The organism is Roseococcus thiosulfatophilus (assembly GCF_017311575.1).
Lineage (GTDB): Bacteria > Pseudomonadota > Alphaproteobacteria > Acetobacterales > Acetobacteraceae > Roseococcus > Roseococcus thiosulfatophilus.
Window position 1 is genome coordinate 1 of sequence record NZ_JAFFQY010000005.1, and the last position, 23,344, is coordinate 23,344.

Here is a 23,344-nt window from a genome sequence, read left to right on the forward strand (position 1 = left end):
GTTCGCTGCTGACGTTCCATGGGGTTGACACTGTCATCGTCACCGGCGGCTCCACCTCCGGCTGCGTGCGGGCCACGGTGGTGGAGGGGTTGTCCTGCGGCTACCGCATGGTCGTGCCGGAGGAATGCGTGGCCGACCGGCATGAGAGCCCGCATTTCGCGAACCTCTACGACATGGCGGTGAAATACGCGGACGTGCTGCCGGTGGGCGATGTGGTGCAGGGCCTGTCGGGCATGGAGGCCCGCTGAAACACCGCGCTTGACCTTCCCACAGGGGCACGGCGCATCCCTTGGCGAACACCGCCACGGGAGAATTCCACATGCGCCGCGCCATCCCCCTTCTTCTCGCCGCCCTGATGTTGATCGGCTCGGGCGGCGTGCTTGGTTATGTGCTGGCGCAAGGCGGCGGCGGGCATGGCGGGCACGCCCACCACCAGGCCGCCGCCCCGCCCGCCAATGCCGCCACGCGCGCCTATATGGAAGCCAATGCCCGCATGCACGCGGCCATGGACATCACCTATACCGGCGATGCCGACCGCGACTTCGTGGCGGGCATGATTCCGCACCATGAGGGCGCCATCGCCATGGCGCGCATCGTGCTGGAACATGGCCGCGACCCGGAGGTGCGTGCCCTGGCCCAGGACGTGATCCGCGAGCAGGAGCGTGAGATCGCGCAGATGCGCGCCATCCTCCAGCGCCTGCCGCGCTGATCACCGCGCCGGCAGCGCGTCCTCCAGCGATTCCAGGTCCACGCTGACCGTCAGCCGGTGCTCGCCGCCGCCCAGCAGCACGCCCCGCAGGGGCGAGACATCCGCGAAGTCGCGCCCCCAGGCCAGCACCACATGCTCGTCCCGCACCACGATGCCGTTGGTGGGGTCGAGCCCCACCCAGCCCAGCCCCGCGCCCATCCAGGCTGACACCCAGGCATGGCTCTGGTCCGCGCCGCGCCGCCGCGCCTGTCCAGGCGGCGGCCGCGTGCGGATATAGCCCGACACATAGCGCCCCGGCAGGCCGAGGCCGCGCATGCCCGCCAGCATCACCTGCGTGAAGTCCTGGCAGACGCCGCGGCGCGTGCGCATCACCTCCGCGATGGGGGTGGTGATGCTGGTGACTCCCGCCTGGAACGTGAAGTCGCGCCGGATGCGGGCATTGAGGTCGAGCAGCCCGGCCAGCACGGCGCTTCCGGGTGGGAAGGAGGGGCGCGCATATTCGGTGGCGGCGGCCAGCGGCGGGATCAGCCGCGTGGGGGGCAGGAAATCCGCGGTCTCCACGCCCTCGGCGGCGGCCGCGACCGCCTCCCAGGGGGGCGTGGCCTCGGGGGGTGGGGGCGGGGCGAAGCAGACATCCACCAGGCTTTCCGCCTCCACCTCGAAGCTGGTGTGGGGGGCGGCGAGGAAGAGGCGCGTGGCCGGGTTGCCGAAATGGTCGTGCGTCTCGGTGTGGTGGTCGGGGGCGGGCAGGCAGGTCAGCCGCGCCGAGATCACCTTCTGGCCGGGCAGGGCGCGGGGCTTCAGGTGCAGCAGGTGCGCGGCCAGGTCCACCGGTTGGGCGTAGGCATAGGCCGTGCGGTGGCGCAGCGAGTAGATCATCGGGCGGACCCTATCGCAGGTTAGGGTCCGGCGTCAGGCCTCGATGACCGCCGCCTCGCCCATGTCCACCCCCACCGCCCGCGCCGGCGGCAGCAGCGCGAAATAGCGGCGCGACACCACGTCCGACAGCGTGGCCAGGTCCTGCGCCATGCGCCGCAGCTCGGGCGGCAGCAGCGCGGCCTCCTGTGCCTGGTCGCGCGCGGCGAGCAGGCGGGGGGTGAAGTCCTCCGCGATGGCCAGCAGGCGTTCGGCCTCGGCCGCGCCGGGGTCGTCGGGGTCGGCCGAGACCTCGCCCAGCGCGTCCGCGATGGCCTGGAGCTGGAAGGCGAGGCCGCGCGGGTTGGCGCCATCGGCCAGCACCAGGTCCAGCGCAGGCGCGGGTTGCAGCACGCCGAGGTAGCGGCTGCGGTAGGTGATGACGCTGTCACACAATTCCAGCACCAGGCGCAGCCCGGCCTCGATGCGCGCGGGCGGGCCGTCCAGCGCCACCGCCACCTCGCCCGCCACGGCCTGGGCGCGTTCCATGCGCCGCCCGAGTTCCAGGAAGAGTCGCGCGCCGCCGCGCACCATGTTCTCGGCCGCGACACCCGCCACCGCATTGGCGAAGCGCAGCGAGGGGATCAGCGCGCGGCCGAGATCCTGCAGGTCCGGCAGGGGGGCGGCCAGGGCCTCCTCCGCCGCGCGCAGGGTCTGGGTGAAGGTGGCGTGCATGTCGGCCGTCAGCCGGTCGCGCACCGCCTCGATCAGCCCGCCGATACGGCGGTGCAGGTCGCGCACGCCCGGGCGCGCGCCGCGCATCAGCGCCTCGGCCAGCGGGGTGAGGCTGCCGGCGGAGACGCGGGCCTCGTCATCCACCAGCGCGGCCTCGCGCAGGCAGAGGGTCAATGCCGAGAGTTCCGCCAGTTCGCGGGGCGAAAGCCCGCCGCGCCGCAGCCGCGCGATGGTGGCGCGCAGCAAACGCGCGCCGCGGTCCAGCCGCTCCACATAGCGGCCCAGCCAGAACAGGTTGTCCGCCACGCGCGAGGGGATGGCGGCCGGCGTGCGGCGGATGGCGAGCGGCGGCGCGGATTGCGCGGCGGGGCCGATGATGGCCTCGCCCGGGTCGGCCGGCACCCAGACATCCTTGCACCAGCCGGCACCGGGCAGGCGGCCGGTCAGCCGCGTGCCGGCGCTGACATGGCGCGCGAGGCCGCCCGGCAGCACATGCCAGTTCACCCCGTCCGAGATGGCGAACATCCGCAGCACCAGGGGCACCGGGTTCAGCCTGCCCTCCTCCAGCGCCGGGGCCACCGGCAGGGGGGGCAGGGCGATGGCGGCCTGGGGCAGGCCAGGGGTGGGCGCCCAGGCCTCGGGCGCCAGCCCGTCGCCGGCGGGGCGGAAGGCCCAGGCGGCATGGCCTTCCGGCAGGGGCGGTGGGGCCTCGTTCGCGCGCAGCCAGTGGGTGGGCAGCGAGGGCAGCAGCAGCGCCTCGCCCAGCAGGCGCGCGCTGAGGGCGGGCAGGAAGGCGGGCAGGGCGGGCATTTCGGCGAGCGACGCGCCGGGGGCGTTCAGCAGGGTCAGCGCGCCGTGGCGGGCCGCGTCCAGGATGCCCGGCACGCCGCCCGCCGCGTGGGAATCGGGCTGGTCCAGCGGGTCCAGGCCGTTGGCGTTCAGCCGGCTCAGCACCACGTCCACTGGCTGCAATCCGACCAGCGTCTTGAGGTAGAGCGCGCCGCCGCGCACCGTCAGGTCCCCGGGCTCGACCAGGGCGCAGCCCAGCTCGCGCGAGAGCACCACATGCTCGAACCAATGCGCGTCGCTGGTGCCGGGGGAGAGCAGGGCCACGGCGGGGTCCGGCTTGTGGCGGGGCGCGAGGCGCGACAGCGCCTCCTGCCACAGGTCGAAGAAGGGGGTGATGGCCCGCGGCAACATGGTCCGCATGGCCTCGGGCATGGCGGAGCCGAGCAGGCGCCGGTTCTCCAGCAACTGGCCAAGGCCGGAGGCGGTGCCCGTGCGGTCCTGCAGTACCGCCCAGCGCCCGTCGGTGCCGCGCACCAGGTCCACCGCGTAGAGGTGCAGCAGCGGGCGATGCGGCGCGCTCATGCCCCGGCGCGCGGCGCGCAGGAAGGCGGGGCTGCCGAAGACCAGCGGTGCGGGCAGCAGGCCGGCCGCCAGCGTCTCCTGCGCGCCATAGAGATCGGCCAGCACGGCATCCAGAAGCCGGGCGCGCTGGGCAATGCCCTCGGCCAGCGCCTCAAACTCGCGCGGCTCCAGCGGCAGGGGCACAGGGTCGAGCCGCCAGGCGCCGCCGCCCGCGGCGCCGGGGAGGATGGAGGCCACCCCTTCCTCCAGCATGGCCCGCGTCAGGCGCTGGCCGCGCTCCGCCACCGCCGGCCGCCCCAGGCTGCCGATGACGCCCACCACGCCACGCCAATGGGCGCGGATGTCGCCATGGCCCGAGACCATCTCATCCGGCCCGTTCTCGAGCAGGGCGGCGGGCCAGGGCGCTTCAGGCATGGGCGCGCAGGTCCAGCGTGCAGGGGTGTTCCAGGCTGGGGGCGGCCATGGGCTCGGTCATCAGGCCCGGCGTGTGGCCGATGGGGTAGAAGCGGGCGCGGCGCCGCGCCTCGGCGGAGTTCGCGTTCACCGGGAAATCCGCATAGGCGACGCCGCCGGGGTGCACGACCTGGTGCGTCAGCCCGCCCAGCGAGCGACCCGTCCAGCGGTCATAGACATCCAGCACCAGCGGCCCCTGGGCGCGCACGGTGGGGTGCAGGGCCGAGGGCGGGTCCCAGGCCTTGAAGCGGATGCCCGCGACGTATTCGCCGGTGCGCTCGGTGGGCATGAGCGGCACGGCCACGCCATTCGCGGCCAGCACATAGCGCTCGGGCACCCAGTTGGTGACGCGGGCCTGCACGCGCTCGGTGCTGCTGTCCACATAGCGCACGGTGCCGCCGGCCGCCGCTTCCTCGCCCAGCACATGCCAGGGTTCGAGGGCGTGGCGCAGTTCCACCTCCATGCCGGCCACCTGCACCAGCCCGATCTGGGGGAAGCGGAATTCGATGTGCGGCGCGAACCAGGCGGGGTCGAGCGGCGTGCCGATCTGCGAGAGTTCCTCCAGCGCGCCCTTGAAGTCCGCCACCGCGTATTCGGGCAGCATGAAGCGGTCATGCAGCGCGGTGCCCCAGCGCACGAGGGAACGGCGATAGGGCTTCTCCCAGAAGGCGGCGAGGGCCGCGCGCATCAGCAGCATCTGCGCCATGCTCATCTCGGCGTGCGGCGGCATCTCGAAGGCGCGGAATTCCACCAGGCCGCGGCGGCCGCCGCTGTGGTTCGGGTCGTACATCTTGTCGATGCAGAACTCGGTGCGGTGGGTGTTGCCCGTCATGTCCGCCAGCAGGTTGCGGAACAGGCGGTCCGTCATCCAGGGCGGCGGGTTGGGGCCGGCGCGGTCGAGTTCGCGGAACGCGATCTCCATCTCGCGCAGCGCGTCCATCCGCGCCTCGTCCACACGCGGATGCTGGCTGGTGGGGCCGATGAAGAGGCCGCTGAACAGGAAGCTCAGCGAGGGGTGGTTGTGCCAGAAGGAGACCAGGCTCCGCAGCAGGTCCGGCCGGCGCAGGAAGGGGCTGTCGGCGACGGTGGTGCCCCCCATCACCACATGGTTGCCGCCGCCGGTGCCCACATGGCGGCCGTCCAGCATGAACTTCTCCGTGGCCAGCCCGACCTGGCGGGCCTCCTCGTAGAGCTGCGTGGTGCGCTCGGTCATCTCCGCCCAGGAATGGGCGGGGTGGATGTTCACCTCGATCACGCCCGGGTCGGGGGTGACGGAGAAATGGTTCAGCCGGTCGTCATGCGGCGGCAGGTAGCCCTCGAGGAAGAGCTTGCGCCCCGCCTCGGCCGCCGTGTCCTCGATGGCGGCGATGAGTTCCAGCCAATCCTCCGCGGCGAAGAGGGGCGGCAGGAAGACGTGCAGCATGCCGCCGCGCGGCTCGACGCAGAGGGCGGTGCGGACCTGGGCGGGGTCGTCCATGCCGACTTCCGGCGCCGGCTGGGGCTGCGGGCGGAAGCCTTCGATCCGGCCCTCCCGTGCGACGCTGGCACGCAGCTGGTCCCGCAGCGGCAAAGGCGGCTTTTCCGCGAAGGGGTCGGGCGGGCTCTCGGCCTCCAGCGCCGCGGCCTTGGGGTCGATCCAGGGCAGCGAGGCCAGCGGCAGGCGCAGCCCCATGGGCGCGTCGCCGGGCGTGAGGAACAGCGTATCCTCGCGGAAGAACCAGCGGCCGGATTGCCAGCGCCGCTGCCCGCCCTGCACCACGCGGCGCAGCGGCAGCACGGCGCCGGCCGGTTCGGCCAGCCCCTCGGTGAAGAGCCGCCGCATGCGCGCGCGTTCCAGCGGGTCCGCGAGCTTGCTGTCCTCGGCCACCACGTTGGCGGGCAGGCGCGCTTCCTTCCACAGGTAGTAGTGGACGTCCTCATGCGCGGGCACGGCCAGGGCCGGGTCCACCTGCAGGCGTTCGGCCAGCTTCTTGGCGAAGCGGATGGCGTCGAGCGCGGTCGCGTCGTCCTTGTCGTCGTCCGAGGCCAGCAGGGCCGCGTCGCGCCACACCGCCTCGCCATCCGGGCGCCAGATGCAGTGCAGGGCGAAGCGGGGCAAAGGCTCGCCCGGATATTGCTTGCCCTGGCCGTAGTGCAGCACGGCGCCGGGCGCCCAGAGCGGGGCCAACCGCCGCAGCAGCCGCCCGGCATAGGCGCGCTTGGTGGGGCCCATGGCGTCGGTGTTCCACTCCGCGGCCTCGCGGTCCGTGGCGGCGACGAAGGTGGGTTCGCCGCCCATGGTCAGGCGCACGTCGTGCCGCTTCAGCGCCGCGTCCACGCGCTGCCCGGCCTGCTGGATGGCCTGCCATTGCCGCGGCGTGTAGGGCTTGGTGACGCGCGGCGTCTCGCGCAGACGCACCACCTTCATCTCGAAGCCGAACTCCACCTCCGCCTTTTCGACCCCGCCCGAGATGGGCGCGGCGGAGGCCGGTTCCGGCGTGGAGGCCAGCGGAATATGCCCCTCGCCCGCCAGCAGGCCGGAGGTGGCGTCGAACCCCACCCAGCCCGCGCCGGGCAGATAGACTTCCGCCCAGGCGTGCAGGTCGGTGAAGTCCGCACTCGGGCCTTCCGGCCCGTCCAGCGGCTTCACATCGGCGACGAGCTGGATGAGGTAGCCCGAGCAGAAGCGCGCCGCGAAACCGAGATGCCGCGCCGCCTGCACGAACAGCCAGGCGCTGTCGCGGCAGGAGCCGCGGCCCTCGCCCAGGGTGCGCTCCGGCTCCCACACGCCCGGCTCCAGGCGCACGATGTAGGCGATGCGTTCCTGGATGCGCGTGTTGAGGCCCATCAGCAGGTCCACGCTGCGCTGCCGCCCGCGCGGGATTTCCGCGAGCAGCGCCTTCAGCAGCGGGCCGGGCGCGTCCATGCGGCGGAAGGGCGCCAGTTCCTGGTCGAGCACCTGGTCGTATTCGAAGGGCCAGTGCTCGGCATCCGGCTCCAGGAAGAAGTCGAAGGGGTTGATGGTGGCCATGTCGGCCACGAGGTCCACCGTCACGTCGAAATGCGTCACGCGCTCGGGGAAGACCACGCGCGCCTGGAAATTCCCCTGCGGGTCCTGCTGCCAGTTGATGAAGTGGGGCTTGGGCTCGACCTTCAGGGAGTAGGACAGGATGGGCGTGCGCGCATGCGGCGCCGGCCGCAGCCGGATCACCTGCGGGCCCAGCATCACCGGGCGGTCATAGCGGTAGGTGGTGCGATGGGTCAGCGCGGCGTGGATGGACATGGGCAGCCCGATCTGTGGTTGCCCGAGGTTATAGGCGCCTTTGCCCCCGGCGAAATGCCGAAGATTGCGCGTTTTTCGCGCCTGGCCACACACTTGGCGCATGAGCACGCTGTTCAACGCCGCCGATTTCCGCATTCCGCCCGGAATCCTGCATCTCTGCGCCGGGGGGAAGACGCCCGCGCTGCACGCCCTGGATGGCGCGCTGGGCCGGTATCTCGCCGACAAATCCGACGGGCCGGCGGGCGATGCGCGGCAGGAGGCGATGGTGGGCCGGCTGCGCGGCAAGCTCGCCGCCGGCTGGGGCTGCGCGGCGGAGGAGATTGGCCTCGTCTCCTCTGTGGCCGAGGGTGTGGCCATGCTGGCCGAAAGCCTCGACTGGGCCGAGGGCGACGAGGTGGTGCTGGCGGATATCGAATACCCCTCGCTCGCCGCGCCCTTCGCCATGCGGCCGGGTGTCACGCTGCGCGTGGCGGAAGGGCCCGGTGGCGTGGCCGCGCTGGTGGGGCCGCGCACGCGCGTGATCGCGGTGAGCAGCGTGAGCTTCCTCACGGCTGAGCGGGTGGACCTGCACGCGCTCCGCGCCCTGGCCGATGGCGTGGGCGCGCTGCTGGTGGTGGACCACACCCAGGCGGCGGGCTGGTCGCGGATCGAGGCCGGCATCGCCGACTTCGCCTTCGCCGCCTGCTACAAATGGATGCTGGGAATCAGCGGCATCGCGGTGGCGTATTGGAACCGCGCGCGCCAGCCCGGTTGGGCGCCACGCAGCGCGGGCTGGTATTCCATGGCCGTGCAGGGGCGGCCCGACTGGACCCAGCCCTTCGCCCTGGTGCCCGACGCCATGCGCTTCTGCCGCGGCAACCCCAACCATGCGGGCGTCTATGCGCTGGATGGCGCGCTGGATTATCTCGCGCGGCATAAGGGGATCGAGGCGCATGTGCTGGCCCTGGCGGGCGATCTGCGCGCCCGCTGCCTCGCGGCCGGGCTGCCGGTGATGACGCCGCCGAACCATGGCGCCAGCGTCTGCCTGCCGCACCCGGAGGCGGCGAAGGCGGTGCGGGAACTGGAGGAACGCGGCGTGCTGGTCTGGAATGGCCGCGGCCGCATCCGGGTGAGCTTCCACGGCTATAATGGCGAGGCGGACGTGGCCTGGGCGCTGGCGGCGTTGAAGGGGGTGTTCTAGCGGCCGATTGGCCGCTCAGCCCCGCGTGCGGTCGGCTTCGGCGTTTTCGCCGAAGGCGTGAATCGGCCGCTCAGCCCCGCGCCCGATCGTCTTCGGCGTCTCCGCCGAAGACGTGAATCGGCCGCTCAGCCCTGCGTCCGATCGCCTTCGGCGTCTTCGCCGAAGGCGTGAATCGGCCGCTCAGGCAAGCACCCGCACCAGCATGAACACGGCCAGCGCCAGCAGCATCGCCGCGAAGACCCGCGTCAGCACGCCCCGCCTTGCGGCCAGCCCCCGTGCCACCCGCGCCCCGCCCAGGCTGCCCAGCACGCCGCCCGCCACGAACAGCGCGGCCATCCACCAGTCCACCAGCCCGGACAGCGCATAGCTCGCGGCGGTGGTCGCGCCGAAGGCCGTCACGGCCACCAGCGAGGAGCCGATGGCGTTCAGCGAGCCCATGCCCGTCGCCGCCATCAGCCCCGGCACGGCGAGGAAGCCGCCGCCGATCCCGAAGAAGCCCGACAGCAGGCCCGTCGCCCCGCCCGCGCCCACCAGCGCCGGCGCATTCCCGCGCGAGAGGCGCACGGTGGTGGTGGGGACGGGTTCGCCCTTGCGCAGCATCAGCACGGCCACCACCGCCATCAGCACGGCGAAGGCGGCCAGCAGCGCCTGCCCGTCCACCCGCTTGCCGATGGCGGCCCCCGCGAAGGCGCCCGCCACACCCACGGTGGCGAAGACGCTGGCGCAGGGCCAGCGCACATTCCCCGCCCGCGCATGGCTGAGCAGCCCCAGCCCCGCATTGAGCGCCACGGCCACCGCGCTGGTGCCGATGGCCAGGTGCGCCTGCGGCATGCCCACCAGATAGACCAGCAGCGGCACGGCCAGGATGGACCCGCCGCCGCCCACCAGCGCCAGCGTGAACCCCACCAGCGAGCCGGAGGTCGCCGCCAGCGCGGCCTGGAGGGCGGAGATGTCCATGGCTCAGGCCACCGCGCGCTTGTTCCAGGGCATCATGGCCAGCGCATTGGCCATGGGGCAGAGGCCCACCACGCCCGCCATCACCAGCCCGCCGCCGACAAAACCCGAGAGCAGGTGGAACAGCGGCGACACCGCGAAGCCCAGCACGGCGCCGAGCACGACCAGCGAACCGGCCACGATCTGTACCTGGCGCATCAGCGGCAGCGGCGCCTTGCGGTTCTCGGCCACGGGCAGCCCAGCCTGGCGCCAGGCGTCGAGGCCGCCTTCCACGATCATCGCCTCGCAGCCGGAGGCGCGGGCGGCGAGCGCCGCCGCGTTCTCGGCCGTGCGACGGCCGGACTGGCAGTGGAAGATCACCGCCTTGCCCGCCTGCACGGCGAGTTCGGCCTCACCGATGCGCGAGACGGGCAGGTGCGCCGTGCCCGGGATCTGGGCGCGCGCGCGCTCATCGGCCTCGCGCACATCCACGAGGATGGCCTGGCCGGCGTTCAGCAGGGCGGCGGCGCGGGCGGGGGTGATGGTGGGAAGGCTCATGGCGTGGTCTCCTGAGGGTTCAATGGGTGAGGGCGGGTGCGTGCGCTTCGCAGAACAGCTCATGCAGCGCCGTCATCAGGCGCCCCACCCGCGGGTCCGCGATGCGGTAGTGCAGGTGCGTCCCCTCCCGCCGCCGCGCGACCAGGCCTTCCGCGCGCAGGCGCATCAGGTGCTGGGAGAGCGCGGCCTGGGACAGGCCCACCCGCTCCGCCAGCCGCCCCACCGTCACCTCGCCCTCGGCCGCGAGCTGGCACAGCAGCATCAGCCGGCGGGCATTGGCGAGCTGCCGCAGGAGCGAGGCGGCATCCTGGGCGTGGGTCTCGAGTTGGGAAGCGGGGTCCATCGGAAAGGGGCTCATCTATTCGTTGACGCTAAGATAGCGATCGCTTATATATAAGTCAACACGAATAAGGACACCGCCATGCCCACCCCCACCATCCAGCCCTTCTTCGACGAGCCGACCAACACGGTCAGCTACCTGGTGTCCGACCCCGCGACGAAGCAGGCGGCGATCGTGGACCCCGTGCTGGACTGGGACCACAAGTCCGGCACGGCGGACACCGCCTTCGCCGACCGCATGCTCAAGGCCGCGCAGGACCACGGCCTGAAGGTCGTGCTCGTGCTGGAGACCCACGCCCATGCCGACCACCTGACGGCCGCGCCCTGGATCAAGGCGCGCACCGGCGCGCGCATCGGCATCGGCGAGCACATCACGGAGGTGCAGCGCATCTTCCGCCCGGTGTTCGACGCGCAGGACGTGAAGGAAGGCGGCGGCGATTTCGACCTGCTGTTCCGCGACGGGGAGCGCTTCATGCTGGGCGGCATCACCGTCGAGGTGATGCACCTGCCCGGCCACACCCCGGCCTGCGTGGCCTACAAGATGGGCGACGACGTCTTCGTGGGCGACACCATCTTCATGCATGACTACGGCACCGCCCGCGCCGACTTCCCGGGCGGCGACGCGCGCACCCTCTACCGCTCCATCAAGCGGCTGCTGAGCCTGCCCGGCCACACGCGGCTGTGGATGTGCCACGACTACAAGGCGCCGAACCGCGACACCTATGCCTGGCAGTCCAGCGTGGCGGAGCAGCGCGCGCACAACCCCCATGTGAAGGACGGCAAGACCGAGGAGGAGTTCGTGGCCTTCCGCCAGGGCCGCGACGCCACGCTTTCGGCGCCCACCCTGCTGCTGCCCTCCATCCAGGTGAACATCCGCGCCGGGCGTTTCCCGGAGGCCGAGAGCAACGGCGTGCGCTACCTCAGGGTGCCGGTGACGGCGCGGAACCCGGCTGCGCTGATGTAGGCTCGGCATGGCGGGTTCCCGGCCGGCGGATTGGACAAGCCCGGCCGGGGCGCGTATCCGCTCCCCCCGCGCCACACAGGGATGACCAGACCATGAAGCCCGCCGAAATCCAGGCCGTCCAGGCCCATCTCCGCCGCCTCCTGGGCACGCAGAAGCTGACCATCCGCGCCGCGCAGACCCGCAACGGCCCGGTGGAACTGCTGGTGGATGGCGAGACCATCGGCACCGTGGACCGCGACGCCGAGGATGGCGAGGTGGCCTACCATGTCACCATCTCGGTCCTGTCCGAGGACCTGCCCCTCAACTGAGGGACGCCTCAGTTCAACGGGTGGCCGCAGACCAGCCGGCGGAGGGCCTGCTGGAGATCGTCCGGCCGGCAGGGTTTTCGCAGCAGCAGGAACCGCCCGCCGAGCTGCTCCAGCTCCGGCTCGGCATGGCGTGAAACGAAGAGCACGGGCAGGTCCGGCCGGTCCCGCCAGGCGGCGCGGGCCAGTTCGGGCCCCGTCAGGCCCGGCGGCATCCGCATGTCCGTGACCAGCACGTCCAGGGCCAGCCCTTCCTCCAGCAGGCCGAGCGCCACCTCGCCATCCGGCGCGGAGGTGACGCTGTGGCCGAGTGCCGCCAGCAGGTCGGCCAGCATCATCCGCACCGAGGCCTCATCCTCCACCAGCAGCAGCCGCAACTTGCGGATGGGCTTCTCCGCGTGGAGCGCGCCGGGCTGGGCGGGCCCCGCGATGGCGGGCAGCAGGAGATGGACGGCGGTGCCCTGGCCCGGCGCGCTCTCGATATGGACCATCCCGCCCGACTGCCGTGCCAGCCCCTGCGTCTGGCTGAGGCCGAGCCCGCTGCCGCCGCTGTCGCCCTTGGTGGTGAAGAAGGGCTCCAGCGCCCGGCTGCGGACCGCCTCGCTCATGCCGATGCCGGTGTCGCGCACCGTCAGCACGGCGTAGCGGCCAGGGGAGGGGGGAGGGGAGAGGGGAGGGGCGGGGGCGCCTTCCTCCTCGCCCGCGGCCAGGGTCTCGGTGCCCAGCGAGAGCATGAGCCGCCCGCCATCGGGCATGGCGTCGCGTGCGTTCACGGCCAGGTTCAGCACGACGAACTCCAGCTGGGTGGGGTCCACCAGCGCCACCGGCGGGTCCGGCGGCAGGTCGAGCGTGATCTCCACCGTGCTGCCGCAGGTGGTGCCCAGCAGGGGCAGCATCCCTTCCAGCAGGGGCGCCAGCGCCACGGCGCGCGGCACCAGGGGCTGGCGGCGGGAGAAGGCGAGGAGCTGCCCGGTCAGCGCCGCGCCGCGCGCCACCGCATCGCGCAGCATGGCCATGCGCCCGGGCCGCCGCGCATCCTCGGGCGTGGCCTCCAGCAGGTCGAGCCCCGCCTGGATCACGGCGAAGAGGTTGTTGAAGTCATGCGCCACGCCCCCGGTGAGCTGGCCGATGGCCTCCGCGCGCTGGCTGCGCTGCAAGGCGGCCTCGGTGCGGCGGCGTTCCTCCATCTCGGCCTTGAGCGAGGCGGCCAGTGCGGCGGAGCGCAGCTGCGCCGCCGCCGCCGCGCGTTCCAGCCGCACCAGGTCGGTCACGTCCACATGCACGCTGATGCCGATGCCCTCCTGGGTGCGGCGTTCGCTCACGCGCACCCAACGGTCATCGGGCAAGGGCACCTCGAAGGGGGCGCCCTCGAAGCGGGGATTGTCCGTCAGCGCCAGGCGCGCCTCCGCCGCGCCGGGGCGGCCGGCCCAGAGCGCCTCCACCAGGGCGCGGAAATCCCGCCCCTGGGCCTCCGTCGCATGGTCCAGCCCATAGATGGCGGCAAAGCGGTTGTTGACGGAGAGGATGCGGTCTTCCGCGTCGCGCACCATCGCGCCATCGGCGATGAGCGGGACCTCGTCCTGCTTGCGTTCGGGGGGGTGGTCCTCGAGCAGCCCCACATCGCCCGCCGGCCCGAGGCCGAGCGGCACCCACACGCGCAGCCGGCCGCCATCGGCCATCGGCAGCACCGCCACGCGCAGCCGCCGGCCCCGGTGCACGAACTCGAAGGGCCAGGACTGGCGTTCGTGCCGCAGGATGCCGTCGGCGATGTGCCGTTCGATGTGCGCGGCCTCGGCCTCGCTCAGCCGGGTGGCGTAGAAGCGGCGCAGGTTCTCGGCATAGGGCTCGCCTGGATAGACATGGCCCGCATGCTCCGGGAAGTAGCGGAGGAAGCTGTCATTCCAGAGGCGGGTGCGGTGCTGCGTGTCGAAGACGCACATCGCGAGGCCCATGGAATCCAAAAGCTTGGCCAGTTCGGCCAGGGGCACCACGGTCGCCTCGACCCCGGCCTCTGCCATCTACGCGCTCCTTCGACCCCCCTCGAATTGATACGAGTGGTGTCACCATGTCGAGCGGCTTGCAAGTGGAAAGGCTGTTAGCCGGCCAGGCGTCGTTCCAGCAAGACCTTGAGGGCACGAAGTTCCGCCTCCACGGTCGCCAGGCGTTCCCCGACCGGATCGGCCTCGCCGGCCGGCAGGCCGTAACCCACGGTGGCGGTTTCCGGGCAGCCCTCGCCCACGCAGCGGGCGGGGATGCCGACCACGGTGGTGTGCGGCGCCACGGGGGCCACCACCACGGAATTGGCGCCGATCCGGCTGCCGGCGCCTAGCGTGATGGGCCCCAGCACCTGCGCGCCGGCGCCGATGATGACGCCATCCTGCACATCCGGGTGCCGCTTGCCGGCCTTCATGGAGAGGCCGCCCAGGGTGACGCCATGATAGATGGTGACGTCATCGCCGATGGTCGCCGTCTCGCCGATGACGACGCCCATGCCGTGGTCAATGAAGAGCCTTTGGCCGATGCGCGCGCCGGGATGGATCTCGATGCCCGTCAGCATCCGCCCCAGATGCGAGGCGAAGCGCCCGAGGCCCCGCAACCCACGACGCCAGAGCCAGTGCGCCAGCCGGTGCCACAGCACCGCGTGCAGGCCGGGGTAGGAGAAGATCACCTCCGGCCAGGAGGGGCGGGCGGGGTCCCGCTCCCGGATGGAGCGGCCGAGGGCGATGATCTCCATGGTCAGTTCACCAGCCAGGGGGGTGCGGGCAGGTTCTTGCCGCGCAGGAATTCGGGGTTGAACAGCTTGGACTGGTAGCGCGCCCCGCCATCGCAGAGGATGGTGACGATGCGGTGGCCTGGGCCGAGGCGCCTCGCCACCCGGATCGCGGCCGCCACGTTCAGCCCCGCGCTGCCGCCGATGCATAGGCCCTCATGCATGGTCAGGTCGAAGACCTGCTCCAGCGCCTCCTCGTCCGGCACCTGCACGGCGTCGTCAATGCGAACGCCTTCGAGGTTCGCCGGCACGCGGGACTGGCCGATGCCCTCGGTGATGGAGGAGCCCTCGCTCATCTCCGGCGTGCCGGTCTTGACCCAGGAATAGAGGGCCGAGCCCTTGGGGTCCGCGAGGATGATGAGGGTGCTTGGGTCCGCCCGCGTCAGCGCCATCGCGACCCCGGCCAGCGTGCCGCCGGTGCCGCAGGCGCAGGTGAAGGCGTCCACGCGGCCGCCCGCCTGGGCCAGGATCTCGGCGCCGGTGGTCCGCCTGTGGCCCTCGCGGTTGTCGAGGTTGTCGAACTGGTTGGCCCAGATGGCGCCGCCGGGATGGCTCTGCGCCAGCTCCTCCGCCAGGCGACGGCTGACATGGACGTAGTTGCCGGGGTCCTTGAAGGGCTTGGCGGGGACGAGGCGCAAATCCGCGCCGATCATGCGGAGGAAGTCGATCTTCTCCTGGCTCTGTGTCTCCGGCATCACGATCACGCTGCGATAGCCGCGGGCATTGCCCACCAGCGTCAGGCCGATGCCGGTATTGCCCGCCGTGCCCTCCACGATCAGCCCGCCGGGGCGCAGTTCGCCCCGCGCCTCCGCGCCCTCGATGATGGCGAGTGCGGCGCGGTCCTTCACGCTGCCGCCGGGGTTCATGAACTCCGCCTTGCCCAGGATGTCGCAGCCCGTGGCGGCCGAGGCGCGGGCGAGGCGGATCAAGGGCGTATGGCCGATGGCGCCGAGCAAGCCGGTGACGGGAGAGGGGGGAGGGGGCGCATCCATGAAGGCAGCATATCAGCCGGTCGGGGGCGTGAAACAAGGGCGAGTTGAGGGGTGCGCATCACGGCCGGGGAGGGTTTTTTAAAGGCGCATGAGGCATCGGGAATTGCATCTTGTTTTACACGAAGGAGCGCGCTTATATAGCGCCCATGGATGTGCCATTAGCCCGCGATAAATAACGATGTAGGAAGGTGGATTAATCCGCCCGCCCCATCATCTCACCCGCCGGAGACTCCATCCATGCACCGCCGTTCCCTCCTCGCCGCCCTGCCGGCGCTTTCCTTCGCCGCGCCGGCCCTGGCGCAGTCCGACCGCCCCATCCGCCTGATCGTCCCCGTCGCCCCGGGGGGCAGCCAGGACATCGTGGCGCGCCTTTTCGCCCGCCATCTGGGCCCCTTGCTGGGCCAGAATATCGTGGTGGAGAACCACCCCGGCGCCGGCAGCAACATCGGCTATGCGCTGGGTGCCCGCGCGCGGCCCGATGGGCTGACGCTGGTGGCGGGCTCCGACAGCCTCTCCATCAACCGTTCCCTGTTCCGCAACCTGGGCTTCGACCCGGTGGAGGATTTCGCGCCGGTGGCCCAGGCCACCTCGGTCCCGCAGATCCTGGTGGTGCGGGCGGATTCCCCCATCCGCGACCTGGCCGGCTTCGTCGCCGCCAGCCGGGCCGAGCCGCTGGCCGTCGGCACGCCGGGCAATGGCAGCCTGTCCCACCTGCTGCTGGAGGTGCTGCAACAGGCCAGCGAGACGCGGGTGATCCACGCGCCCTATCGCGGCGGCGCGCTGGCGCTGGTGGACCTCATGGGCGGGTCGCTCCAGGGCGTCATGATCAATATCGGCGCCATCACGGACCGCGTGCGGGCGGGGCAGCTGCGCGGCATCGCCGTTTCCACCGCGAGCCGCGCGGCCGCCCTGCCCGATGTGCCGAGCTTCGCCGAGGCGGGCTTCTCGGGCGTGGCCGTGGCCGGCTGGCACGGGCTGGTGGCACCCCGCGGCACTGACCCCGCGGTGGTGGCGCGGCTGCATGCGGCGCTGGTCCAGGTGCTGGCCCTGCCGGAGGTGACGCAGCGCCTGCACGCGCTGGGCATCGAGCCCGTCACCGAACCCCCCGAGGCGCTGGGCGAACGCCTGCGCGCCGACGCCGCGCGCTGGGAGGCGGTGATCCGCCGCACCGGGATGCGGCCCGACTGACGCCCGTTACTGGCAGCTGATCCGCGTGGCCGCGGCCAGGCGGTCCGGCGTCATGGGCGGCACGCCGGGGCGGCGGTTCTGGTAGCCCAGCGGCACCGACCAGGTGGCGCCGGGCGCCAGGCTGCGCGGGCGGCCTTCGGGCCGGCCCAAGGCATCGCCCGTGAACAGCACCACCACGCGCAGCGGCACGCTGTGGGTGTTCCGCAGATGCGCCACGAAGTGCGAGCGGGGGTTCTGCCCGGTGGTGCCGCGCACCTCGAAACTGTCGGCCGTCAGCCGCCCGTTGCAATAGGTGGTGGTCTGGGCGGCGGCGGGCAGGGCCAGCAGCAGCGCCGCCGCCGCCAGCAGCCAGGCCCTCACGCCGTCACCATCGCGATCTTGCCGAAATGGCGGTTGGCCTTCATGTGCGCCAGCGCTTCCACCACCTCGTCCAGGTGGAAGACGCGGTCGAGCGGCAGGGCGAGCTTGCCCTCGGTCAGCGCGGGCCAGAGGTCGGCGCGCATGCGGCGGACGATCTCGCGCACCTCGGCCACGCTGCGCGTGCGGAAGGTGACGCCGATATAGCTGATGCGCCGCGCGGCATGCAGGTCGAAGTCGAACTCCGCCACCGCGCCGCCGAGCCGCCCGACATTGACGATGCGCCCCAGGATGGCGGTGGCCGCCAAGGTCTGGGACACCAGCTTGCCGCTGATCTGGTCCACCACCGCGTCCACGCCGCGCCCGCCCGTCGCGTCCAGCACCTGTTGCACCCAGCCGCGATCATTGGTGTCCACCGCCAGCGTCGCGCCGAATTCCGCGAGCCGAGCGCGCTTCTCCGGGTTGGTGGAGCTGCCGACCACCACGGACGCCCCCATCAGCCGCGCGATCTGCAAGCCCATCAGCCCCACGCCTGAGGAGGCGCCCTGGATCATCACGGCGCTGCCGGGCTTGCACAGCCCATGCGTCACCACCGCGTCATGCATGGTCTGCAGCGCGATGGGCAGGGTGGCGGCCTGTTCCCAGGAGAGGTTGCTGTCCGGAACCGGCGCCACGCGGCCCCAGTCGGCCAGCGCATATTCGGCATAGGACGCCGCCATGGAGGCCATGACGCGCATGCCCGGCCGCACGCTGTCCGGCACCTCGCTGCCCACCTCCACCACCTCGCCCGCACCCTCCAGGCCCGGGATGGCGCCGGGGCCGCCGATGGCGCCGTGCTTGTGGCCGGCGGCGACGCCCAGATCGGCGCGGTTCAGCCCGATGGCCCGCAGGCGGATCAGCACCTGCTCGGGGCCCGGCTTGGGCACGGGCACTTCCTTGACGACGAGACCTTGCTCGGTGACGACGGCAGCCTTCATGGACAGCGTTTCCTACAGCTTCTTGCGGTACCAGATGCGCGAATGGCCGGGCGGCATGCCATCCAGCCGCCCCGCCTCCTGCCAGCCATTGCGCTCCCAGAAATGGGGCGCCTGGAAGCTGAAGGTGTCGGTATAGGCGTCGGTGCAGCCGCGGCCGCGGGCCAGGGCCTCGGCGCGGCCCAGCAATTCGGTGCCGAGCCCCTTGCCGCGCATCTCGCGCGAGAGCCACAGCCAATCGATGAACAGCCAGTTCCAGTAGGTGAGGCCGAGCAGGCCGCCCTTCACCACCTCGTTCTCATCGCGCGCCAGCACCGTCACCGGCTCGCGGTCGTAAGGGCCGCCCATCTCCTGGTTGAAGCCGTGCAGCCCGCGCTGGATGGCGGCGACGGCCTCCAGCTCCGGGTAGTCATCGTCGCTGATGGAGATGCCGGCGGGCAGGCTCATCCCAGCCGGCCCCACGCCGCCACGCCGACGGTGAGGATGCCGAGCACGAAATTCACGAGGATGAGCTGGCGGATGCGGTCATTCGCGGCCGCGGCCCCCGCCGTGTCGCCGGCGGCCAGCGCCGCGCGCATCTGCTTCCAGGGCCCGGTGAAGATGGCGATGAAGACCGCCGCCATCAGGATGCCCGTCAGGTGCATCAGGTGGACATGCCAGCCCACGCCGCGGAAGCCGCCGTAATAGCCGAAGAGCAGCCAGTAGCCGCTCAGCAGCACGATGGCGACCGCGTGCCACACCACCAGGAAGAAGCGGCGATGCACGCCCCCCATCAGCGCCATGCGCTGCGCGGGTTCGAGCGTGGCCAGCGCGGGCCGCAGCGCCATGAGCGCGAAGCCCATGCCGCCGACCCAGAGCACGGCGAAGACCAGGTGAAGCGTGTAGGCGAGGTTGGAGACCATGGAACCAAGCTAATCCCTGACTGCCATTGTTGGAATGACCCTGCGCGGAAACTTCAGGGCATGAAGCCCCGCAGCGCCGCCGCCAGCGCCCGCATCTCGGCCGCCGCCATCCCGCGCGGCTCGCTTTCCGTCACCCCCTGGCCCAGCGCGAAGGCGGCTGCGAAGGCGGAGCGGTTGCCCAGCTTCTCCTCCAGCACCGGGGCGCCGCGCCGGGCCAGCTCGCCCAGGATCACGTCGCGCAGCTTGCCGGTGGGGGGCATGCGGTTCAGCACCAGGCGGTGGTCGCGCCGCTCGGCCTCGGCCAGGTTCAGCGTGGCCTCGCTGGCCCAGAGGTCAGGCAGGGAGGGTTGCAGCGGGACCAGCACCAGGTTGGCGGCGCGGATGGCCAGGCGGCTTTCCGTCTCGGCATGGGGTGGCGTGTCGATCACCACGAAATCGGCCGCGCGGCGGTGGCGGTCGAGCGCGCCCTGCACGCGCCAGCCGGCCGGCGCCTCGAAGGCCAGCGGCGCGGAATCGGCCCCGCGCAGCGCCTGCCAGCGGGCCAGCGTGCCCTGCGGGTCGGTGTCGAGCAGGGCGACGCGGCCGCCGCCCTCGCCCAGCGCCACGGCGAGGTTGGCCGCCAGGGTGGACTTGCCCGCACCCCCCTTCTGCTGCGCGACGGTGATGACGAAGGCCATGGCCGTCCCCCTGCTGGTCCGATTCGCGGACCCACCCTACCCCATTTTGCGATGCTGCAACGCAGCACGCGCGGCGGCCATGACGGCGGTGCCCGGCACGGTCAGGGGCGGGGCCTCGGCCAGCAGGGCGGCGGCGGGCGCCATGGAGGCCTGGGCCAGCGCCACCCGTCCCCGCCTTCCGCGCGCCGCCTTGGCGATGGCGGCGTGGTATTCCTCGAACCGGCCTTCCTGGAACAGCGCCCAGGCGCCGGGCACGCCATAGAGCCCGACATCGGCGCCGGTCTGTGCCGCCGCCTCGGAGAACAGCTTCCAGGTGCTGGCCCGGGTGCTGGGCGCGGCATAGAGCACCGTCACCTCGCCCCCCGTGCGCGTCGCGGCGGCGGCCAGCGCCGCATCGGCGCGCAGCACCGGGTGGGGGGCGTCCTGGGCGAAATCCACCGCCTCGCCGATGGTGGAGCAGGTCAGCAGCACGGCATCCGCGCCTTCCGCCATGGCGCGCAGCAGGGCGGCGACCTCCACCAGCAGCGCCGCATCGGGCGCGCGCAGCCATTCGGGGCGGCATTCATGCGTGAGCCGCAGCGCGCCGCCGGGCAGGGCGGCGGCCGCGGCGTCGAAGAGCGCGGCGTTGGAGGCGCCCGTGTGCAGGCAGGCGATGGTGAGCGCCATGCCGCCCGTCAGTTCAGGAAGGGGTTGCGGGCGCCTGGGCGGGTCTGGGCCGGGCCGAAATGCTGGGCCAGGTAGGTGACGATCAGGCGGCGTTCCTCGCCTTCCAGCGGCGCCATGCCGTGCACCTCGGTCATCCAGGTCATCAGCTCATCCCAGCGGGCTTCGCTGAAGCGGCTGCGGCGGATGATCGCGGTGCTGTGGCAGGCGGTGCAGGCGTAGAAGACCTCCTCCTGCCCCTCGCCGGCGGGGAGGATGGAGGGTTCCTCGACCGGCTGGGTGGCCTGGTCGAGGCTGGTTTGGGCGAAGGCAAGACCTCCGCCCAGCGCGAACAGGAAGGCGAGTGTCCGCAGCATCAGCCCACCAGGATCGCGGCGCGGCTGATGGCGTTGGCGCCATAGCCCTGCGGGTTCCAGTTGGCGGGCGCGTGCGGCTGCATGCGGCCCTCGCTGTCGGTGGCGCGGTACCACACCTCGTAATAGCCGTCGGAGGGCAGGGCGACGCGGCCTTCCCAGCGCTGCCAGGCGTGGCGGTTGGCGGGGGCGGCCACGCGCATCTCGGTCCAGGTCTGGCCGAAATCCACGCTGGCATGGACGGCGCGCACCGAATGGTCGCCCGCCCAGGCGGCGCCGCGCAGGTCGAGGTTGCGCGTGCCCGCCGCCAGCCGCGTGCCATGCGCGTGCGAGGAGAGGATGGACCGCACGGGCATGGAGGTCATGTCCGCGAAATCCGCGCCGTCATTGCTGCTGCCCGGCACGATGGGCCGCACCGGCATGCGGTAGCTGGTGCCGCCCATGCCCTGGCCGCGATGCGGCTCCGTCAACAGCGTCACGCGCGTCAGCCACTTCTGGCTGAGGCTGCCCGGCCAGCCCGGCACCAGCAGCCGCACCGGCGCGCCGTTGATGTGGGGAATGGGCCCGCCATTCACCGCGAAGGCGATCAGCGTGTCCTCGTCCATGGCCTTGGCGACGGGCATGCCGCGGCTGATGGCTGCGCGGTCGGTGGCGCCGGACAGATGCGGGTCCGCGCCAAAATGGCCCGTGTAGCGCCCGGTCTCCTTCACGCCGGCGGCGCGCAGCACGTCGCGCAGGCGCACGCCCGTCCAGGCCGCGTTGCAGATGGCGCCATTGCCCCATTGGTTGCCGCGCGTCTGCGGCTGGAACTGCGCGCGGCCATTGCCGCCGCATTCCATCTGCAGCTGGAGCGTCACGTTCTCGAAGCGGCTGCGCAGCTCGGCCACCGTCAGCGTCAGCGGGGTGTTCACCTCGCCGTCAATGGTGAAGCGCCAGGCGTCGGGGTTGGCCGCGACCTCGGGGAGCTGGCCGTTGTTGCGCACAAAGATCTTGTCATTGGGCGTGACGGCGTCATCCAGCGCGGTCTCGGGCGCTTCGAGCACCAGGGGGCGCTCGCCCTGCAGGATCATCTCCACCTTGCCGTCGATCCGCATCATCTGCGGGCCGCCGGAGCCTTGGGCGGCGGCGGGGCGGGTGAAGAGGGCGGGCAGCGTGCCGCCCGGCATCTGCGCCGAGAAGGGGATGGCGCCGCCGACCGCGGTGCCCATGGCGGCGAGTGCGGCGCCTTTCAGCGCGCCGCGCCGGTTCCACACCAGGGCATCGGCGCGTTCGGGATCATCGGCGTAGAGTTCGGCCGCGCTGCGTTCGGTGCGGAAAGCCTTTTTCATCTCAACGTCCTCCCTATTCTCGCGGCATTCTGAAGGTGTTCGGCACATATGTCCACCCGATCCGACCTGGCCCTGCTGACCCCCGCCGAAATGGCCCGCGCCGACCAATTGGCCGGCAACGGCCCCGCGCTGATGGAGGCCGCCGGCCGGGCCGTGGCCCGCGCCATCCAGGCGCGCTTCCGCCCCTGCCGCGCGGTGGTGCTGGCCGGGCCGGGCAACAATGGCGGGGATGGATACGTCGCCGCCCGCCACCTGGAGCGCGCGGGCTGGGACGTGGCGGTGGCGCCGCTCGCGCCCCCGCGCCCGGGGAGCGACGCGGCGGGCGCGGCGACGCGCTGGCACGGGCCGGTGCGGCCACTGACCGCGGAGACGATCGCGCGCGCGGGGCTCGTGGTGGATGCGATCTTCGGCGCCGGGTTGGCGCGGCCGCTGGAGCCGGCGCTGGCGGAGCTGCTGCGGGGCATCACCGCACCGCTGGTGGCGGTGGACGTGCCTTCGGGTGTCTGCGGCGCCACGGGGGCGGCGCGGGGCTTCGCGCCCCAGGCCGCGCTGACCGTCACCTTCTTCCGCTGCAAGCCGGGGCATCTGCTGAACCCCGGGCGTGATCTCTGCGGCGAACTGGTGCTGGCCGATATCGGCCTGCCCGCCTGGGTGCTGGACCGCATCCGCCCGCGCGCCTTCGCCAATGGCCCGGCGCTGTGGACGCTGCCTCGGCCCGGCGCGGCCACCCACAAACACAGCCGGGGCCATGTGGTGGTGCTGTGCGGGGCGCGGATGCCGGGTGCCGCGCGCCTCGCCGCCCGGGCGGCCCGGCGTGCCGGGGCGGGGCTGGTGACGCTGGCCTGCATGGACGCGGGCCTCGCGCGCGGGCTGCGCCTGGCGGAGCCGGGGCTGCTGGTCAGCGAGGACCCCCTTGGCGCGCTCATGGAAAACCTGCCGCGTGCCGTCTTCCTGGTCGGTCCCGGCCTGCCGCCCGATGACACCACCCGCGCCGCCCTGGCCGCGCTGCACGCCGCGCGGCGGGCGACGGTGCTGGATGCCGGGGCGCTGACGGCCTGCACCGGGGCGCCGGAATTGCTGCCCGGCGCCGCCCTCCTCACCCCCCATGCGGGCGAGTTCACCCGCCTCTTCGGCCCGCCCGGCGAGGACCGGCCCGCCACGGTGCGCGAAGCCGCCGCCGCCACGGGCGCCACTGTGCTGCTGAAGGGCAGCGACACGCTGATCGCCGCGCCGGATGGCGAAGTCGTGATCAATCACAACGCGCCGCCCTGGCTCGCCACCGGCGGCACGGGGGATGTGCTGGCGGGCATGGCGGCCGCGCTGCTGGCCCAGGGCATGCCGGCCTTCCAAGCCGCCTCGGCCGCCGCCTGGTGGCAGGGGGCCGCCGCGCGCCATGCCGGCCCCGCATTGCTGGCCGAGGATCTTCCCGAGGCGCTGGCTGCAACCCGCCCTGTCTGATCGTCCTTTGTTTCCGGA

24 protein-coding genes are annotated in these 23,344 nt (G+C 72.4%); 7 read left to right on the forward strand and 17 right to left on the reverse strand.

All coding sequences use genetic code 11. The annotated features are described in order from the left end of the window. Together JTN19_RS03090 and copM are read left to right on the forward strand one after the other, a co-directional pair. Positions 1-248: isochorismatase family protein (locus tag JTN19_RS03090; RefSeq protein WP_206930405.1), on the forward strand; the 248-nt coding region annotated here is incomplete at its 5' end. A gap of 71 nt (positions 249-319) precedes the next feature. Next, complete coding sequence (gene copM / locus JTN19_RS03095) at positions 320-709, forward strand: CopM family metallochaperone (protein ID WP_206930407.1); 390 nt, start codon at positions 320-322, stop codon at positions 707-709. Here the strand turns inward: copM and JTN19_RS03100 are convergent, their stop codons facing one another. From JTN19_RS03100 to JTN19_RS03110, 3 genes are read right to left on the reverse strand one after another with little or no spacing between them, the layout of a single operon-like run. Then, positions 710-1,588 carry a transglutaminase family protein gene (locus JTN19_RS03100; protein ID WP_206930408.1) on the reverse strand — a complete coding sequence of 293 codons (879 nt, stop codon included), beginning with the start codon at positions 1,586-1,588 and terminating at the stop codon, positions 710-712. Positions 1,589-1,621: 33 nt separating this feature from the next. Beyond that, positions 1,622-4,084: a circularly permuted type 2 ATP-grasp protein gene (locus tag JTN19_RS03105; RefSeq protein ID WP_206930410.1), complete on the reverse strand. Its 2,463-nt coding sequence runs from the start codon at positions 4,082-4,084 to the stop codon at positions 1,622-1,624. Further along, positions 4,077-7,385: a transglutaminase family protein gene (locus JTN19_RS03110; protein ID WP_206930412.1), complete on the reverse strand. Its 3,309-nt coding sequence runs from the start codon at positions 7,383-7,385 to the stop codon at positions 4,077-4,079. The genes JTN19_RS03105 and JTN19_RS03110 overlap by 8 nt, the downstream gene beginning before the upstream one ends. Before the next feature lie 100 nt (positions 7,386-7,485). On the opposite strand from JTN19_RS03110, the gene JTN19_RS03115 reads away from it, so the two are divergent. Beyond that, the gene (locus tag JTN19_RS03115; RefSeq protein ID WP_206930414.1) at positions 7,486-8,565 is read left to right on the forward strand and encodes an aminotransferase class V-fold PLP-dependent enzyme; all 1,080 of its coding nucleotides are present in this window, start codon (positions 7,486-7,488) and stop codon (positions 8,563-8,565) included. Positions 8,566-8,745: 180 nt separating this feature from the next. Here the strand turns inward: JTN19_RS03115 and JTN19_RS03120 are convergent, their stop codons facing one another. Genes JTN19_RS03120 through JTN19_RS03130 form a run of 3 tightly spaced genes read right to left on the reverse strand, consistent with a single transcriptional unit; the run spans position 8,746 to position 10,414 of the window. Then, a complete protein-coding gene (locus JTN19_RS03120; RefSeq protein ID WP_206930415.1) occupies positions 8,746-9,522 on the reverse strand; it encodes a sulfite exporter TauE/SafE family protein in 777 nt (258 codons plus the stop codon). A gap of 3 nt (positions 9,523-9,525) precedes the next feature. After that, positions 9,526-10,056 (reverse strand): rhodanese family protein, encoded by a 531-nt coding sequence (locus tag JTN19_RS03125; protein WP_206930423.1) that lies wholly within the window; start codon positions 10,054-10,056, stop codon positions 9,526-9,528. 19 nt (positions 10,057-10,075) lie between these two features. Next, the gene (locus JTN19_RS03130) at positions 10,076-10,414 is read right to left on the reverse strand and encodes an ArsR/SmtB family transcription factor (RefSeq protein ID WP_242530819.1); all 339 of its coding nucleotides are present in this window, start codon (positions 10,412-10,414) and stop codon (positions 10,076-10,078) included. 63 nt (positions 10,415-10,477) lie between these two features. On the opposite strand from JTN19_RS03130, the gene JTN19_RS03135 reads away from it, so the two are divergent. Together JTN19_RS03135 and JTN19_RS03140 are read left to right on the forward strand one after the other, a co-directional pair. Next, positions 10,478-11,359 carry an MBL fold metallo-hydrolase gene (locus JTN19_RS03135; RefSeq protein WP_206930425.1) on the forward strand — a complete coding sequence of 294 codons (882 nt, stop codon included), beginning with the start codon at positions 10,478-10,480 and terminating at the stop codon, positions 11,357-11,359. A 92-nt stretch (positions 11,360-11,451) separates the two neighbouring features. Next, a complete protein-coding gene (locus tag JTN19_RS03140) occupies positions 11,452-11,667 on the forward strand; it encodes a DUF3126 family protein (protein WP_206930435.1) in 216 nt (71 codons plus the stop codon). A gap of 8 nt (positions 11,668-11,675) precedes the next feature. Here the strand turns inward: JTN19_RS03140 and JTN19_RS03145 are convergent, their stop codons facing one another. The 3 genes from JTN19_RS03145 to JTN19_RS03155 form a co-directional block, all read right to left on the reverse strand. Beyond that, the gene (locus JTN19_RS03145; protein ID WP_206930443.1) at positions 11,676-13,682 is read right to left on the reverse strand and encodes an ATP-binding protein; all 2,007 of its coding nucleotides are present in this window, start codon (positions 13,680-13,682) and stop codon (positions 11,676-11,678) included. A 77-nt stretch (positions 13,683-13,759) separates the two neighbouring features. Further along, positions 13,760-14,398 (reverse strand): serine O-acetyltransferase, encoded by a 639-nt coding sequence (cysE, locus tag JTN19_RS03150; protein ID WP_206930445.1) that lies wholly within the window; start codon positions 14,396-14,398, stop codon positions 13,760-13,762. Positions 14,399-14,400: 2 nt separating this feature from the next. Continuing rightward, the gene (locus JTN19_RS03155; protein ID WP_206930447.1) at positions 14,401-15,426 is read right to left on the reverse strand and encodes a cysteine synthase A; all 1,026 of its coding nucleotides are present in this window, start codon (positions 15,424-15,426) and stop codon (positions 14,401-14,403) included. Positions 15,427-15,663: 237 nt separating this feature from the next. On the opposite strand from JTN19_RS03155, the gene JTN19_RS03160 reads away from it, so the two are divergent. After that, on the forward strand, positions 15,664-16,614 hold the full coding sequence (locus JTN19_RS03160; RefSeq protein WP_206930449.1) for a Bug family tripartite tricarboxylate transporter substrate binding protein: 951 nt from the start codon (positions 15,664-15,666) through the stop codon (positions 16,612-16,614). 6 nt (positions 16,615-16,620) lie between these two features. On the opposite strand, the gene JTN19_RS03165 is transcribed toward JTN19_RS03160, so the two are convergent. From JTN19_RS03165 to JTN19_RS03200, 8 genes are read right to left on the reverse strand one after another with little or no spacing between them, the layout of a single operon-like run. Further along, positions 16,621-16,974: a hypothetical protein gene (locus JTN19_RS03165; protein ID WP_206930451.1), complete on the reverse strand. Its 354-nt coding sequence runs from the start codon at positions 16,972-16,974 to the stop codon at positions 16,621-16,623. Further along, complete coding sequence (locus JTN19_RS03170; RefSeq protein ID WP_206930461.1) at positions 16,971-17,948, reverse strand: zinc-binding dehydrogenase; 978 nt, start codon at positions 17,946-17,948, stop codon at positions 16,971-16,973. The genes JTN19_RS03165 and JTN19_RS03170 overlap by 4 nt, the downstream gene beginning before the upstream one ends. Before the next feature lie 12 nt (positions 17,949-17,960). Further along, complete coding sequence (locus JTN19_RS03175; protein WP_206930462.1) at positions 17,961-18,392, reverse strand: GNAT family N-acetyltransferase; 432 nt, start codon at positions 18,390-18,392, stop codon at positions 17,961-17,963. Next, positions 18,389-18,847, reverse strand: a complete 459-nt coding sequence (locus JTN19_RS03180; RefSeq protein WP_206930463.1) for a CopD family protein — start codon at positions 18,845-18,847, stop codon at positions 18,389-18,391. Before JTN19_RS03180 ends, JTN19_RS03175 begins: the two co-directional genes overlap by 4 nt. Before the next feature lie 53 nt (positions 18,848-18,900). Continuing rightward, complete coding sequence (gene parA / locus JTN19_RS03185; protein WP_206930464.1) at positions 18,901-19,524, reverse strand: ParA family partition ATPase; 624 nt, start codon at positions 19,522-19,524, stop codon at positions 18,901-18,903. A 36-nt stretch (positions 19,525-19,560) separates the two neighbouring features. Continuing rightward, on the reverse strand, positions 19,561-20,190 hold the full coding sequence (locus JTN19_RS03190) for a hypothetical protein (RefSeq protein WP_206930465.1): 630 nt from the start codon (positions 20,188-20,190) through the stop codon (positions 19,561-19,563). A gap of 8 nt (positions 20,191-20,198) precedes the next feature. Beyond that, positions 20,199-20,543, reverse strand: a complete 345-nt coding sequence (locus JTN19_RS03195) for a hypothetical protein (protein ID WP_206930466.1) — start codon at positions 20,541-20,543, stop codon at positions 20,199-20,201. Continuing rightward, positions 20,543-21,868 (reverse strand): sulfite oxidase, encoded by a 1,326-nt coding sequence (locus tag JTN19_RS03200; RefSeq protein WP_206930467.1) that lies wholly within the window; start codon positions 21,866-21,868, stop codon positions 20,543-20,545. The genes JTN19_RS03195 and JTN19_RS03200 overlap by 1 nt, the downstream gene beginning before the upstream one ends. A gap of 48 nt (positions 21,869-21,916) precedes the next feature. Here JTN19_RS03200 and JTN19_RS03205 point away from each other — a divergent pair, with 48 nt between their 5' ends. Continuing rightward, positions 21,917-23,326: an NAD(P)H-hydrate dehydratase gene (locus JTN19_RS03205; RefSeq protein ID WP_206930468.1), complete on the forward strand. Its 1,410-nt coding sequence runs from the start codon at positions 21,917-21,919 to the stop codon at positions 23,324-23,326. Positions 23,327-23,344: the final 18 nt, after the last annotated feature.

Coding starts and splice junctions, on each gene's coding strand:
- copM (WP_206930407.1), top strand. CDS start 320: ATGCGCCGCGCCATCCCCCTTCTTCTCGCCGCCCTGATGTTGATCGGC.
- JTN19_RS03100 (WP_206930408.1), bottom strand. CDS start 1,588: ATGATCTACTCGCTGCGCCACCGCACGGCCTATGCCTACGCCCAACCG.
- JTN19_RS03105 (WP_206930410.1), bottom strand. CDS start 4,084: ATGCCTGAAGCGCCCTGGCCCGCCGCCCTGCTCGAGAACGGGCCGGAT.
- JTN19_RS03110 (WP_206930412.1), bottom strand. CDS start 7,385: ATGTCCATCCACGCCGCGCTGACCCATCGCACCACCTACCGCTATGAC.
- JTN19_RS03115 (WP_206930414.1), top strand. CDS start 7,486: ATGAGCACGCTGTTCAACGCCGCCGATTTCCGCATTCCGCCCGGAATC.
- JTN19_RS03120 (WP_206930415.1), bottom strand. CDS start 9,522: ATGGACATCTCCGCCCTCCAGGCCGCGCTGGCGGCGACCTCCGGCTCG.
- JTN19_RS03125 (WP_206930423.1), bottom strand. CDS start 10,056: ATGAGCCTTCCCACCATCACCCCCGCCCGCGCCGCCGCCCTGCTGAAC.
- JTN19_RS03130 (WP_242530819.1), bottom strand. CDS start 10,414: ATGAGCCCCTTTCCGATGGACCCCGCTTCCCAACTCGAGACCCACGCC.
- JTN19_RS03135 (WP_206930425.1), top strand. CDS start 10,478: ATGCCCACCCCCACCATCCAGCCCTTCTTCGACGAGCCGACCAACACG.
- JTN19_RS03140 (WP_206930435.1), top strand. CDS start 11,452: ATGAAGCCCGCCGAAATCCAGGCCGTCCAGGCCCATCTCCGCCGCCTC.
- JTN19_RS03145 (WP_206930443.1), bottom strand. CDS start 13,682: ATGGCAGAGGCCGGGGTCGAGGCGACCGTGGTGCCCCTGGCCGAACTG.
- cysE (WP_206930445.1), bottom strand. CDS start 14,398: ATGGAGATCATCGCCCTCGGCCGCTCCATCCGGGAGCGGGACCCCGCC.
- JTN19_RS03155 (WP_206930447.1), bottom strand. CDS start 15,426: ATGGATGCGCCCCCTCCCCCCTCTCCCGTCACCGGCTTGCTCGGCGCC.
- JTN19_RS03160 (WP_206930449.1), top strand. CDS start 15,664: ATGCACCGCCGTTCCCTCCTCGCCGCCCTGCCGGCGCTTTCCTTCGCC.
- JTN19_RS03170 (WP_206930461.1), bottom strand. CDS start 17,948: ATGAAGGCTGCCGTCGTCACCGAGCAAGGTCTCGTCGTCAAGGAAGTG.
- JTN19_RS03175 (WP_206930462.1), bottom strand. CDS start 18,392: ATGAGCCTGCCCGCCGGCATCTCCATCAGCGACGATGACTACCCGGAG.
- JTN19_RS03180 (WP_206930463.1), bottom strand. CDS start 18,847: ATGGTCTCCAACCTCGCCTACACGCTTCACCTGGTCTTCGCCGTGCTC.
- parA (WP_206930464.1), bottom strand. CDS start 19,524: ATGGCCTTCGTCATCACCGTCGCGCAGCAGAAGGGGGGTGCGGGCAAG.
- JTN19_RS03190 (WP_206930465.1), bottom strand. CDS start 20,190: ATGGCGCTCACCATCGCCTGCCTGCACACGGGCGCCTCCAACGCCGCG.
- JTN19_RS03195 (WP_206930466.1), bottom strand. CDS start 20,543: ATGCTGCGGACACTCGCCTTCCTGTTCGCGCTGGGCGGAGGTCTTGCC.
- JTN19_RS03200 (WP_206930467.1), bottom strand. CDS start 21,868: ATGAAAAAGGCTTTCCGCACCGAACGCAGCGCGGCCGAACTCTACGCC.
- JTN19_RS03205 (WP_206930468.1), top strand. CDS start 21,917: ATGTCCACCCGATCCGACCTGGCCCTGCTGACCCCCGCCGAAATGGCC.